Origin of the sequence: Pseudomonas sp. LFS074, from assembly GCF_047978165.1 — a bacterium.
GTDB classification, from domain to species: domain Bacteria; phylum Pseudomonadota; class Gammaproteobacteria; order Pseudomonadales; family Pseudomonadaceae; genus Aquipseudomonas; species Aquipseudomonas putida_P.
Genome location: NZ_JBFPFV010000001.1, coordinates 915804 through 929789, shown reverse-complemented (window position 1 = coordinate 929789; position 13986 = coordinate 915804). Strand labels below are relative to the sequence as shown.

General features: G+C 64.8%; 11 protein-coding genes. All 11 read left to right on the top strand.

The window, feature by feature from the left end; translation table 11 throughout:
• The first annotated feature begins 16 nt into the window (after nucleotides 1–16).
• On the top strand, nucleotides 17–1453 hold the full coding sequence (locus ACNQP3_RS04335) for a TolC family outer membrane protein (protein ID WP_060493617.1): 1437 nt from the start codon (nucleotides 17–19) through the stop codon (nucleotides 1451–1453).
• Nucleotides 1450–3618: a type I secretion system permease/ATPase gene (locus ACNQP3_RS04330; RefSeq protein WP_264316836.1), complete on the top strand. Its 2169-nt coding sequence runs from the start codon at nucleotides 1450–1452 to the stop codon at nucleotides 3616–3618. The genes ACNQP3_RS04335 and ACNQP3_RS04330 overlap by 4 nt, the downstream gene beginning before the upstream one ends.
• Nucleotides 3615–4799 carry an HlyD family type I secretion periplasmic adaptor subunit gene (locus ACNQP3_RS04325; RefSeq protein ID WP_060493619.1) on the top strand — a complete coding sequence of 395 codons (1185 nt, stop codon included), beginning with the start codon at nucleotides 3615–3617 and terminating at the stop codon, nucleotides 4797–4799. The genes ACNQP3_RS04330 and ACNQP3_RS04325 overlap by 4 nt, the downstream gene beginning before the upstream one ends.
• 140 nt (nucleotides 4800–4939) lie before the next feature.
• The gene (locus ACNQP3_RS04320) at nucleotides 4940–5839 is read left to right on the top strand and encodes a chemotaxis protein (protein ID WP_012270550.1); all 900 of its coding nucleotides are present in this window, start codon (nucleotides 4940–4942) and stop codon (nucleotides 5837–5839) included.
• An 88-nt stretch (nucleotides 5840–5927) separates the two neighbouring features.
• The gene (locus tag ACNQP3_RS04315; RefSeq protein WP_012270549.1) at nucleotides 5928–6239 is read left to right on the top strand and encodes a hypothetical protein; all 312 of its coding nucleotides are present in this window, start codon (nucleotides 5928–5930) and stop codon (nucleotides 6237–6239) included.
• Nucleotides 6236–6970 (top strand): YkgJ family cysteine cluster protein, encoded by a 735-nt coding sequence (locus tag ACNQP3_RS04310; protein WP_012270548.1) that lies wholly within the window; start codon nucleotides 6236–6238, stop codon nucleotides 6968–6970. Before ACNQP3_RS04315 ends, ACNQP3_RS04310 begins: the two co-directional genes overlap by 4 nt.
• 268 nt (nucleotides 6971–7238) lie before the next feature.
• On the top strand, nucleotides 7239–8402 hold the full coding sequence (locus tag ACNQP3_RS04305) for an efflux RND transporter periplasmic adaptor subunit (protein ID WP_012270547.1): 1164 nt from the start codon (nucleotides 7239–7241) through the stop codon (nucleotides 8400–8402).
• Entirely contained in the window at nucleotides 8399–11491 is a 3093-nt protein-coding gene (locus tag ACNQP3_RS04300) for a multidrug efflux RND transporter permease subunit (RefSeq protein WP_060515255.1), read from the top strand. The genes ACNQP3_RS04305 and ACNQP3_RS04300 overlap by 4 nt, the downstream gene beginning before the upstream one ends.
• Before the next feature lie 9 nt (nucleotides 11492–11500).
• A complete protein-coding gene (locus ACNQP3_RS04295; RefSeq protein WP_012270545.1) occupies nucleotides 11501–12175 on the top strand; it encodes a heavy metal response regulator transcription factor in 675 nt (224 codons plus the stop codon).
• Entirely contained in the window at nucleotides 12150–13547 is a 1398-nt protein-coding gene (locus tag ACNQP3_RS04290) for a heavy metal sensor histidine kinase (RefSeq protein WP_264316834.1), read from the top strand. The genes ACNQP3_RS04295 and ACNQP3_RS04290 overlap by 26 nt, the downstream gene beginning before the upstream one ends.
• 156 nt (nucleotides 13548–13703) lie before the next feature.
• The gene (locus ACNQP3_RS04285; RefSeq protein WP_012270543.1) at nucleotides 13704–13928 is read left to right on the top strand and encodes a hypothetical protein; all 225 of its coding nucleotides are present in this window, start codon (nucleotides 13704–13706) and stop codon (nucleotides 13926–13928) included.
• Nucleotides 13929–13986 lie beyond the last annotated feature (58 nt).

Genomic DNA, 13986 nt, shown 5'->3' with positions numbered 1-13986 from the left:
GCAGTAAGGGAACTATGTGAAGCGAAGCAGTCCGCTGTCACCGCTGTTGCTGGGAGCCTTCGGGCTCCTGGCCCTTGACTTCCACCCGGTTGCCCACGCAGCCGATGACATAGACCCCCAACTACGCCAGATCGGGCCATCGCTGTTACGCGATGCGCCCGAAGCGGTGCCCGCCCGCCCGCCCATCGGCATGGCCCCGGTCGCCAGCGGCGAGCGCCTGGGGTTGACCGATGCGGTGCTGCAGGCCGCACAGTGGCACCCAAGCATCGCCGAGGCCGTCGGCAACCTGTACAAGCAGGGCGAAGGCATCAACGTCGCCCGCGCCGGGTACTACCCGCAAATTTCCGGCGGTATCCGCACCGGTTATGACACCGGCTACGGCGGCGACCGCAACAGCCAGGCCTTGAACCTGTCGCTCAAGCAAATGCTCTATGACTTCGGCAAGGTCGACAGCGCCGTCAGCGCGGCCCAGGCCGCCGCCGCTCGCGCCCAGGCCAATATCCTGCTGGTGGTCGACGAACTGGCTCGCGACACCGCCTATGCCTGGATCGAAACCCGCCGCTACGAGCAACTGATGACCATCGCCCGCGACCAGGTTCGCGGGGTTGGCGACATTGCCGGCATGGCCCGCCAGCGCAGCGACATGGGCGCCAGCACCCGTTCCGACGTGGTGCAGGCCGAATCTCGTGTGGAAAGCGCCCGCGCCACGCTCGAGGAGTACCAGTCGCAGTACGAGCGCTGGCGCTCGACCCTGGCGGCGCTGATGGGGCGTGTTACCCCACCAGCTCTGACCGAGGATTCACCCGCCGAGCTGAACCAGGCCTGCAAGCGCCCCGCGCAGGGCGATGACCGCCTGCCTGCGGTGCTGATGGCCCTGGCCCAGCGCGCCCAAGGCCAGGCCGAGCTGGCCCAGGCCAAGGCGGAGGCCTACCCGACGGTGTCGTTGCAACCGCAGGTCAACCATTACCTGGACAACGACTACAACCGCGACAACTCACGCATGGACCGCACCCAGGCGGGCATCTACCTCAACGTCGAAGTGCCCATTTACCAGGGCGGTGCCATCAGTGCCCGCACCCGCGCTGCCGGCCATGCGCTGACCGCCGCCGATTCCGCCGAAGATGCAGCACGCCTGCAGGCGCGTCGGGGCCTGGCCGAGGCCATGGCGCAAACCTCCGGGCTGGGCCGCCGGCTGACGTCGCTGGAAGCGCGCCAGGTCAGCATCCAGGAAGCACGCATGCTTTACGGCCGCCAATACCTGGACCTGGGCACGCGGCCACTGCTCGACCTGCTCAACGCCGAGCAGGAGATCTACCAGTCACGCTTCGAACTTGCCGGCACCCGCTCCGACCTGCTGCGCCTGGATGTCGACTGCCTGTACAACACCGGCGCCCTGCGCACGGCCTTTGGCCTTGAGGGGCGCAACCTGCAAGGTGTGGAGATCCAGCCATGAGCGATCCGATCAATGTAACCCTGCCCAACCAGGCGCCTGCCCCAGCGGCCGAAGAAGCTCATCGGCCAGACCTTGGGCCGTGGCTGGAAGTGATGCTTCAGGTCGCACACCACTACCGCCTGGACGTGTCGCCCCAGCGCATTCGCCTGGCCGCCGTGGAGGATGCTCGCCCACTGGACGAAATCCTCCGGCACATGGCCCGCCAGGCCGGGCTGGCCCTGCGCTTCGTGCGCTTCGATGCCAAGGGCCTGCGGCAATGGCGCACGCCGCTGGTGCTGGAGCTGGACGATGGCCAGCTGGCAGTGGTCGAGTCGGTGACCGAAGAGGACGACGTGGCGGTGGTGTTCGCCGGCGACCAGGGCCTGACCTCGCGCCTGCCACGCGACACCCTCAAGGGCCGCATCAACCGCGTTGCCCTGCTGCGCCCGGCAAGGCCGCTGCGTGACGTGCGCACCGACGACTACACCGCGCCCTACGACCGCCACTGGTTCGCCCGCATCGTGCTGCGCGACCTACGCCCCTATGGCCAGGTGATGGTCGCCTCGCTGGTGGCCAACGTGCTGGCGCTGGCCGGGGTGCTGTTCTCGATGCAGGTGTACGACCGGGTGATCCCGGCCGAATCCCTGCCAACCCTTTACGTGCTGTTTGGTGGCGTGGTGCTGGCACTGGTGTTCGACTTCAGCATGCGCCTGCTGCGGCTGAAGGTGACCGACCTGCTCGGCAAACGCGCCGACTTGCGGGTAAGCGACCTGGTCTACGGGCATGCCCTGCGCCTGCGCAACTCGGTGCGGCCGAAATCCACTGGCTCGTTCATCTCGCAACTGCGCGAACTGGAGTCGATTCGCGATCTGATCACCTCAAGCACCGCCACGGCGCTGGCCGATCTGCCGTTCTTTCTGCTGTTCCTGTTGGTGTTCTGGCTGATCGGCGGCGTGCTGGTGTTCATCCCACTGGTCGCGTTGCTGGCCATGGTCCTGCCCGGGTTGCTCGCGCAACGGCGCCTGGCACGGCTTGCCAATGCCTCGATGCGCGAGTCGGCGCTGCGCAACGCCATGCTGGTAGAGAGCATCCAGGGCCTGGACGAGATCAAGGCACTGCAGGCAGAGGCACGCTTCGAGCGGCAGTGGAACCAGTACAACGCCGCTTGCGCGCACACCAACCTGCGCCTGCGCACCCTCACCAACGGCCTGGTGACCTGGACGCAGAACGTGCAGGGCGCGGTGTTCGCCGTGGTCATCGTGATCGGTGCACCCATGGTCATCGCCGGCGACCTCACGACCGGTAGCCTGGTGGCGGCGTCGATGCTGTCGTCGCGGATGATGGCCCCGCTGGCGCAACTGACCCATGTGCTGACCCGCTGGCAGCAAGCCAAGGTAGCCCTCCAGGGCCTGGACAAGCTGATGCAGTCGCCGGTCGACCACCCCGAAGGCGAAGCCCGCGTGCACCTGCCGGCCATCCGTGGCGAGTACCGCTTGCGCCAGGCCAACTTCCGCTACAGCGAAGAGTCCCCACCGGTACTGAACATCGGCCAGCTGGATATCCAGCCGGGCGAGCGCATTGCCGTGCTTGGGCGCAACGGTGCTGGCAAATCGACCTTGCTGCAAGCCTTGGGCGGGGCCATGGACCTGGTACAAGGCGAGATCAGCCTGGACGGCATCGCCATGGCCCACCTCGACCCTGCCGACCTACGCCGTGATGTGGGCCTGCTGCCGCAATACGCGCGGCTGTTCCACGGCACCCTGCGGGAAAACCTCACCCTTGGCGCCGGCCAGGCCAGCGACCAGGAACTGGTGGCCGCGCTGGCCACCACCGGCGCGCTGGACTTCGTCCGCCGTCTGCCCAAGGGCATGGACCACCTGATCCTCGAAGGCGGCCTGGGCTTGTCCGGCGGCCAACGCCAGGCCCTGGTGCTGTCGCGCCTGCTGGTGCGCCAGCCGCAGGTGCTGCTGCTGGACGAGCCGACCGCGTCGCTGGACGACATGACCGAGCGCAAGCTGCTGGATAACCTCGAACGCTTCTGCCAGGGCCGCACCCTGGTGATCGCCACCCACCGTCTGAGCGTGCTGCAACGGGTCGACCGCATTCTGGTGCTGGATGCCGGGCGCATCGTCATCGACGACGCGCGCGACGCCGCCCTGGCCAAACTGCAAGGAGCCCAGGCATGAGCAACCATGAACTTCCGGCCTCCTACCTGGACGGGCAGGACGATCAGGCGGTATTCCGCGCCGGCCGCATCATCACCCTTTGCGCGCTGATGCTGGCGGCGTTCCTGGCCTGGGCGGCCTGGTTCGAGGTGACCGAAGTGTCCACCGGTACCGGTAAGGTCATCCCCAGTTCGCGCGAGCAGGTGATCCAGTCATTCGAGGGCGGCATCGTCGCGCAGATGAGCGTGGCCGAAGGCGACCTGGTCGAGCGCGGCCAGGTGCTGGCCCAGCTCGACCCGACCAAAACCGCTTCCAGCGTTGGCGAAAGCGAAGCCAAGTACCGTGCCGCCAAGGCGAGCCAGGCCCGCCTGCAGGCAGAAGTGACCGGCAAACCGCTGACCTTCCCGGAAAGCCTGCGCGACTCTCCCGACCTGATCGATGCCGAAACCGCCCTGTACCAGACCCGACGCCGTGGCCTGGAACAGACCCTGGCTGGCATTCAGGACTCGCTGCAACTGGTGCGCAGCGAGCTGCAGATCACCGAGAACCTGGCGAAGATGGGCGCCTCCAGCCGGGTCGAGGTGATCCGCCTGAACCGCCAGCGTTCAGAGCTCGAGCTCAAGGCCAACGAAGCCCGCTCCGACTACCTGGTACGTGCCCGGGAAGAACTGGCCAAGGCCAGCGCCGAAGCGGACAGCCTGTCGGAAGTGATCCGCGGGCGCAGCGACTCGCTCACCCGCCTGACCCTGCGCTCGCCGGTGCGCGGCATCGTCAAGGACATCGAAGTCAATACCTTGGGCGGCGTGGTGCAACCGGGCGGCCAGGTAATGAAAATCGTGCCGATGGACGAGCGCCTGTTGATCGAAACCCGCATCGCCCCGCGTGACATCGCCTTCATCCACCCCGACCAGGCGGCCAAGGTCAAGATCAGTGCCTATGACTACTCGGTGTATGGCGGGCTGGATGGCAAGGTGGTGGGGATTTCGCCGGATACCCTGCAGGATGAGGTGAAGCCGGAGATCTACTACTACCGCGTGTTCATCCGCACCGAGCAGGACAGCTTGCAGAACAAGGCCGGCAAGCATTTCGCGATCGTGCCGGGGATGATTGCCACGGTGGATATCCGCACCGGTGAGAAGACCATCCTCGATTACCTGATCAAGCCGCTGAACCGGGCCAAGGAGGCCCTGCGCGAACGGTAGTGCATGCCTTGAGTTTTGTGTTGTTGGGGCGACCGAGCGCCGCCCCAACAACACAAAACTCAAGACAATCCCACCAACCCTAAAGCCCAACCCAAACAGGCCGATAACCGGTTATTCCCTGTTCCCCACCGAAGGTCACCATGGCCACGCAAAATGCCCGCGCGGACTCGCTGTCCCTGCTGCTGTTCACCCTGCGCAGCGGCAAGCTGATGGCAATCAACCTGCTCAAGGTCAGCGAGATCATTCCCTGCCCGTCTCTGACCAAGCTGCCCGAGTCGCACCCCCATGTGAAAGGTGTGGCAACCCTGCGCGGCCATTCGCTGTCGGTCATCGACCTGTCCCGCGCCATCGGTGAACAACCACTGGCCGACCCGCAGGGTGGCTGCCTGATCGTCACCGAGATCAGCCGCTCGCGCCAGGGCCTGCATGTGCAGGCGGTCAGCCGCATCGTGCATTGCCTGAGCACCGACATCAAACCGCCGCCCTATGCCTCGGGCAACCGCTCGTTCATCACCGGCGTGACCCGCGTCGACAACACCCTGGTGCAGGTGCTGGACATCGAGAAGGTCATTCACGCCATCGCCCCGCCCGTGGCGGAGCCTGCGCACGGCACCTTGAGCGAAGAAGACGCAAGCCTGCTGGCCGCCGCCAACATCCTGGTGGTGGACGACAGCCAGGTGGCCCTGCAGCAGTCGGTGCACACCCTTCGCAACCTGGGCATAGAGTGCCACACCGCACGCAGCGCCAAGGATGCCATCAACGTGCTGCTGGAGCTGCAGGGCACCGCGCAGGAGATCAACATCATCGTCTCCGATATCGAAATGAGCGAAATGGACGGCTACGCCTTCACCCGTACCCTGCGTGAAACACCCGACTTCCAGCACCTGTACGTGCTGCTGCACACCTCGCTGGACAGTGCCATGAGCAGCGAAAAGGCGACCCAGGCCGGGGCCAATGCCATCCTTACCAAGTTCTCTTCACCGGAACTGACCGATTGTCTGGTGGTGGCCGCGCGTACCGTGGTATTCGCCGAGCACTGATATATTCAGAGACAATCTCCCCGGCTTGCCGTCGGGGGTGAGTCGGGCATAATTTGCGCCCTTCGCAAGAAAATTGCCGGAATCACGTATGAAGTTTTTCAGCGCCATCCTGATCAGCTGTGCCCTCTTCAGCGGTATTGCCCAGGCCTCAAGCAGCCAGGCCTGGAACGAGCAGCGCCAGCAGATGCTAAAAGCCTGCTTGGCCGCCAGCCAGTTCAAGGACGCCCACGCCCGCGGCAAGCCCGCCGAGTTCGATGACCAGGTGGGCATGAGTGCCCTGCTCATTGAAGGCGTGTACCCGCAAAAGCACATGCAGAAGCGCACCGGCACCGAACTGTGCCTATACGACCGCCAGCACCAGCGTGCCTTCGTCAGCGAATGGAGCCCGGAAGCCAAGTGACCGACAGCTTGCGTTTCGGCTGTACCGGCTGCGGCAAATGCTGCACCGGGCACCATGTACCTTTGACCCTGGCCGAAGCGCGCCGCTGGGCGCAGGATGCAGGCCAGGTAATCGTGCTGATCGAGGCCTTCGTGACCGACGGCCCCGGTATGCCGCTGGAGCAGCGTGATCATGTGCTGCGCCGTTCCCATCCGGTGCAGTGCGGCGACGGCGAGGCACGCGTTTCGGTGACCTTTGCCGCATTCAACCCTGGGCGTTGCCGCAACCTCGACGACAACGACCTGTGCACCATCTATGACCAGCGCCCGCTGGTCTGTCGCATCTATCCGGTGGAAATCAACCCCCATATTCCGCTACGCCCGGACACCAAGGACTGCCCGCCGGAGGCCTGGCAACAGGGCCCGGAGCTGATCCATGGCACGCAGTTGGTCGACGCCGAGCTAAAGGCGCTGGTACAAGCCTCGCGCCAGGCCGACCGCGACGACATTGCCATCAAGGTGGCGGTGTGCCAGGCACTGGGCATGACGACCAGTGCGCTCAAGGGCAATGGGTTTACCGCGTACCTGCCAGACATGGGGGCGTTTGCCACGGCCCTGGCACAGGTGCAGGGAGATGACGCAGCGCAGTGGACCTTGCATGTGCAGGATGAAGCGCTGGCGGGGAGCTTGCAGGGGCTTGGTTTGCGCACGACCAACGAAACCCCGCTGTACTACGCCTTTATCGGTTTCTAGCCAAGACGCACGCCCCCCTTGTAGGAGCGGCCTTGTGTCGCGATCGGGCTGCGAAGCAGCCCCCGGATTTCAGCGTTACCCCATAGATTGCCGGGGCCGCTTCGCGGCCCGATCGCGACACAAGGCCGCTCCTACACGGAATCGTATTCTGCGGCAGGCGAAACTGACAGCGCTGTCAGCCAGCGGTCACGCTGCCGACCCGGTTGGGGGGCTATAAGATTGAATACCGACAACCGTTCCCTCCTACCTGGTCAAGGTGCCCGCACCGATGCGACGTCCGTCCCGCTCAGTCATCCTCGCCGCCTTGGCGCTTCTGGTCCTGGTGGTAGCGGGCATCTGGTTCGGCCAGCGCCAACCCGAACCGGCCGCCCGCGCACAAACCGCCATCCCTGTGCGCGTTGTCAGCGTTGCCCAGCAAGACGTGCCGCGCTATGCCAGCGCCATCGGCTCGGTGCTGTCGTTGCACAGCGTCGAGGTCAGGCCGCAAGTCGAGGGGATACTCACGCAAGTGCTGGTCAAGGAAGGTCAGTGGGTCAAGGAGGGCGACCTGCTCGCCACCCTCGATGATCGCAGCATCCGCGCCAGCCTCGACCAGGCCCGCGCCCAGCTCGGCCAAAGCCAGGCTCAGATCCAGGTGGCCGGCGTCGACCTCAAGCGCTACCGCCTGCTCAGCAGCGATGACGGCGTGTCCAAGCAGACCCTTGACCAGCAACAGGCGCTGGTCAACCAGTTGCAGGCCACGGTCAAGGGCAACCAGGCCGCCATCGCCAACGCCGAGGTGCAACTCTCCTACACGCAGATCCGCTCGCCGGTCACCGGGCGCGTCGGCATCCGCAACGTCGACCCTGGCAACCTGGTGCGCACCAGCGATACCCAAGGGCTGTTCAGCGTCACCCAGATCGACCCGATCGCCGTCGAATTCGCCCTGCCACAGCAAATGCTGCCAACCCTGCAGAGCCTGCTGAAGGCGCCAACCCCGGCGCTGGTGCAGGCCTATATGGACGCCGATGGCGAACGCAGCCTGCTCGGCGAAGGCCATCTGGCACTGATCGACAACCAGATTTCCGCCACCACCGGCACCGTGCGGGTAAAAGCCGAGTTCGACAACAAGGACGGCCGCCTGTGGCCAGGCCAGTTGGTCACCATTCGCCTGCGCACAGCTGTGGAAGAAAACGCCCTGGTGGTGCCGCCGCCCGTGGTGCAACGCGGCGTCGACGGGCACTTCGTCTACCGCCTGGACGGCGACAAGGTCACCAGCGTGCCGGTCAAGGTGCTGTACCAGGACAGCGGGTTGAACATCATAGCCGGGGTCAAGCCGGGCGAGCGCCTGGTGCTCGATGGCCAGTCGCGGCTCAAGCCGGGCTCACGGGTCGAGATCACCCATGACGCCCCCGTGCCGTCGGAAATGGCGGATCGCCGGAGCCAGCCATGAACACGCGCAACGGTGTTTCGGCCTGGTGCATCGACCATCCCATCGCCACCTTGCTGCTGACCTTCGCCCTGGTGCTGCTGGGAGCCATCGCCTTCCCGCGCCTGCCGGTGGCGCCACTGCCCGAGGCAGACTTCCCGACCATCCAGGTCACGGCCCAACTGCCCGGCGCCAGCCCGGAAACCATGGCCTCGTCGGTCGCCACGCCCCTGGAAGTGCAGTTCAGCGCCATCCCCGGCATGACCCAGATGACCAGCAGCAGTGCGCTGGGCTCGACCACCCTGATCTTGCAGTTCACCCTGGACAAGAACATCGACACTGCCGCCCAGGAAGTACAGGCAGCGATCAACACCGCCACTGCGCGCCTGCCGCAAGACCTGCCCAACCCGCCGACCTGGCGCAAGGTCAACCCAGCCGACAGCCCGGTGCTGGTAATGACGGTCAGTTCCGACCAAATGCCCGGCAACGAGCTCAGTGACTACGCCGAAACCCTGCTGGCCCGCCAACTGAGCCAGATCGAAGGGGTGGGCCTGATCAACATCACCGGCCAATTACGCCCGGCCATCCGCGTGCAGGCGCAGCCCGAAAAACTGGCCGCCATCGGCCTGACCCTGGCCGACCTGCGCCAGGCCATCCAGCAAACCAGCCTGAACCTGGCCAAGGGCGCGCTGTACGGCGAGCACAGCGTGTCGACCATCGCCGCCAACGACCAGCTGTTCCACCCCGAGGACTACGCGCAACTGATCGTCTCGTACCGCGACGGCGCCCCCGTGCACCTGAAGGACGTGGCCAAGGTGATCAACGGCGCCGAAAACGCCTATGTCAAAGCCTGGTCCGGCGACCAGCCGGGGCTGAACCTGGTGATCTTCCGCCAGCCTGGGGCCAACATCGTCGATACCGTGGACCGGGTACTGGCCGCCCTGCCCAAGCTGCAAGAGATGCTGCCGGCCTCGGTCGAGGTGTCGGTGCTGCAGGACCGCACCCAGACCATTCGCGCCTCGCTGCACGAAGTGGAGCTGACCCTGATGATCGCAGTGGCCCTGGTGATCGGGGTCATGGCGCTGTTCCTGCGCCAGTGGTCGGCGACAATGGTGGTGTCCAGCGTGCTCGGTGTATCGCTGATCGCCAGCTGCGCGCTGATGTACGTACTGGGTTTCAGCCTGAACAACCTCACCCTGGTGGCCATCGTCATCTCGGTGGGCTTCGTGGTGGATGATGCCATCGTGGTGGTGGAGAACATCCATCGCCACCTGGAGGCCGGCGACGACAGCCGCACGGCGGCGCTCAAGGGCGCTGGGGAAATCGGCTTTACCGTGGTGTCGATCAGTTTCTCGCTGATTGCCGCGTTCATCCCGCTGCTGTTCATGGGCGGTGTGGTCGGCAGGCTGTTCAAGGAATTCGCCCTCACTGCCACCGCCACCATTTTGATTTCGGTGGTGGTCTCGTTGACCTTGGCGCCAACCCTGTGCGCACTGTTCATGCGCCGCCCGCCCGGCGAGCACAAGGGTGGGTTTGGCGAGCGCCTGGTCAAGTGGTATGAAAAAGGCTTGAACCGGGCCCTCGCCCACCAGCGCCTGACCCTCGGTGTATTCGGTGTGACCCTGGCGCTGGCGGTGGCAGGTTACGTGGGCATCCCCAAGGGCTTCTTCCCCCTGCAGGACACCGGCTTCATCCTGGGCACCAGCGAAGCGGCGGCGGATGTGTCATACCCGTCGATGATCGAGAAGCACCAGGCACTGGCCAAAATCATCGGCGCAGACCCTGCGGTGCGTGCGTTCTCCCATTCGGTGGGCGTTACCGGCAGCAACCAGACCATCGCCAACGGCCGCTTCTGGATCGCCCTCAAGCCGCGCGGCGAACGCGATGTCTCGGCCAGCGAACTGATCGACCGGCTGCGGCCCAAGCTGGCCCAGGTACCGGGCATCGTGCTGTACATGCGCGCCGGTCAGGACATCAACCTCAGCTCCGGGCCCTCGCGCACCCAGTACCAGTATGTGCTCAAGAGCAACGATGGCGACGCGCTTAACCTGTGGACCCAGCGCCTGACCGAACGCCTGCGGGAAAACCCGGCGTTCCGCGACTTGTCCAATGACCTGCAGTTGGGCGCCAGTGTCACCCGCATCGATATCGACCGCCAGGCCGCAGCACGTTTCGGCCTGACCACCACCGACGTCGACCAGGCCCTGTACGACGCCTTCGGCCAGCGGCAGATCAGCGAATTCCAGACCGAGACCAACCAGTACAAGGTGATCCTGGAACTGGACGCGCGCCAGCGCGGCAAGGCCGAAAGCCTCAACTACTTCTACCTGCGCTCGCCGCTGACCAGCCAAATGGTGCCACTGTCGGCCGTGGCCCACGTGGCACCGCCCAGCACCGGGCCCCTGTCGATCAGCCACGATGGCCTGTTCCCAGCCGCCAACCTGTCGTTCAACCTGGCGCCAGGCGTGGCCTTGGGCGATGCGGTAAGCATCCTTGATCGCACCCAGCGCGAACTGGGCATGCCCGACTCGATCAGCGGCAACTTCCAGGGTGCGGCGCAGGCATTCCAGAGTTCGCTGTCGAGCCAGCCTTGGCTGATTCTGGCGGCACTGGTGGCGGTGTACATCATTCTCGGTGTGCTGTACGAAAGCTTCGTCCACCCGCTGACGATCATCTCCACCCTGCCCTCGGCCGGCCTGGGTGCGCTGATTTTGCTGTGGGCCATGGGCCAGGACTTCAGCATCATGGGGCTGATTGGAGTGGTGCTGCTGATCGGTATCGTCAAGAAAAACGGCATCCTGCTGATCGACTTCGCCCTCGAAGCGCAGCGCCATCACGGCCTGACACCTGAACAGGCGATTCACCAGGCGTGCCTGACGCGCTTCCGGCCGATCATCATGACCACCCTGGCAGCCTTGCTCGGCGCCGTGCCGCTGATGTTCGGTTTTGGTACTGGGGCCGAGCTGCGCCAACCGCTGGGCATTGCGGTGGTCGGCGGCCTGCTGGTGAGCCAGGCGCTGACGCTGTTCACCACCCCGGTCATATACTTGGCCCTGGAGCGCCTGTTCCACCGCCGCCAGGCTGCCCGAACGGCAGCGCCAAGTGCCAGTTAGGACAAGACCATGCGTGTGCTGATCATCGAAGACGAAGAAAAAACCGCCGACTACCTGCATCGCGGCCTGAGCGAACAGGGCTTTACCGTGGACCTGGCGCGGGACGGCATCGATGGCCTGCACCTGGCCCTGGAGGGTGACTACGCGGTAATCGTGCTGGATGTGATGCTGCCAGGCCTGGACGGTTATGGCGTGCTGCGCGCCTTGCGCGCTCGCAAGCAAACGCCGGTGATCATGCTGACCGCCCGCGAGCGTGTCGAAGACCGCATCCATGGGCTGCGTGAGGGCGCTGACGATTACCTGGGCAAGCCGTTCTCGTTCCTCGAACTGGTCGCCCGCCTGCAGGCCCTGACCCGGCGCAGCAGCAGCCACGAACCGCTGCAGGTGCAGGTGGCAGACCTGTGGATCGATCTGATGGCGCGCAAGGCCACTCGCGCCGGTCAACGCCTGGACCTGACGGCCAAGGAGTTCTCGTTATTGAGCGTGCTGGCCCGGCGGCAGGGTGAAATCCTGTCGAAGACGGCGATTGCCGAGCTGGTCTGGGACATCAACTTCGACAGCGATGCCAACGTCGTGGAAGTGGCGATCAAGCGCCTGCGCGCGAAACTCGACGGGCCTTTCGACAACAAGTTGCTGCACACCATCCGAGGCATGGGCTATGTCCTGGAAAACCGTGCGGGGTAACTCCATCGCGCTGCGCCTGTCGGCGTTGTTCATCCTGGTGGCGCTGGGTGTGTTCGTGCTGATCGGCTCGGCGCTGTACCGCCAGGTCGATCGCAGCCTCGACTTGCTGCCACAGGCGGAGCTGGATGCGCGCTTCAGCGTGCTCGAATCCACCCTCAACCGCTATGGCACACCCGACCACTGGGCCAAGATCAACAACAAGCTCAACCTACTTAGCGAAGAGGACAAGCGCATTCGCTTCTGGGTGGTCAGCAGCAACCCGGCCTATGAATACGGCCACCCCAGCGAGCTGGTGCGTGCCTTCGCCGAAGGGCCGCAAGGCATGCGCGACTTGCGTCTGCCTGACCGGCCCTACCCATACAAAGTACTGGTCAGCGAACTGCCGGCGCTGGGCGAGCGGCCGGCGTTGCGTTTTCTGATCGGCATTGACACCGAAACCTTCTGGCAGGCACAGCACAGCCTGCTGGTGGCGATTGTCGGGCTGGCCGTGCTTGGCGTGCTGCTGGCTTCAGTGCTGGGCTACTGGGTGGCGCGCATTGGCCTGCGGCCGCTGCTGGCGTTGTCCAACGAGGCCCAGGCACTGGCGCCACCTCGCCTGGACGGGCGCTTGCAGACCCACGCGCTGGCCCCGGAGCTGGCGCAGTTTGCCGGCGCCTTCAACGCTGCGCTCGACCGCGTCAGCCAGGCCTATTCGCGGCTGGAAGCGTTCAACGCCGACGTAGCCCACGAACTGCGTTCGCCGCTGACCAACCTGATCGGCCAGACCCAGGTGGCGCTGACCCGTGGCCGCAGCGCCGAGCACTACTTCGAAGTGCTGCAATCGAACCTGGAAGAGCTGGAGCGCCTGCGCAGCATCATCAACGACATGCTGTTCCTGGCCAGCGCCGATCAAGGCAGCAAGGCCACCGCCCTGACCCAGGCCTCGCTGGCCGAGGAAGTAGCGACCACCCTCGACTACCTGGATTACATCCTCGAAGACGCGCAGGTCAGCGTGAGCGTGACCGGCGACGCCCAGGCGCCGATTGAAAAAGCCCAGCTGCGCCGGGCGCTGATCAACCTGCTGAACAACGCCGTGCAGCACACCGCACCACACCAGGTGATCCAGGTGCAGATCGATGCCGGGCCGGAACAGGTCAGCATTGCCGTGAGTAACCCGGGGCCGGCAATTGATGATGAGCACCTGCCGTTACTGTTCGAACGTTTCTACCGGGTGGATGCTGCACGCAGCAACAGTGGTGGTGGCAACCATGGGTTGGGCTTGGCGATCGTCAAGGCGATCGCGCTGATGCATGGTGGGGAGGTGTTTGTACGCAGTGCAGCGGGGGCCAATACCTTCGGTATCCAGTTACCCACCCACAGGGACCGCGTCTAGGACGGTGGTTTGCGGCGAAAGTACTATTGCTTTCTCATGGATCGTTACCTTTTGCGCAACAGTGCTTATCGCACTTCGCTCTGTTTCAAGTGCATTGAAAGGGCTAACTTTACCCCCGTCCTCATTAGCACTTGCACCGCAAGAAGGTAGTTTCAAATGTCCAACAGTATGGGTATTGCCAGCGTCTTCGTCCTGTCTTCCCTGTTGTTGTCGCCCCTGGCCATGGCCGAAGAATCCCAGGCTTTCGTCGCCCGTAATGCTGAGTTCGCCGCTGTCCATCAAGAGGCCCGCGACGCGGTAGCCGCAAATAAGGCAGACGCCGCCAAAGACGCAAAACAGACAGCTTCCAAAGTTTCTGTCGATGCCAATGCCGACAGCTGATCACGCGCTGTCACTGCTCCCGTTTTCCCTTGGCTACGCCATGGGCACCACCGGTGCC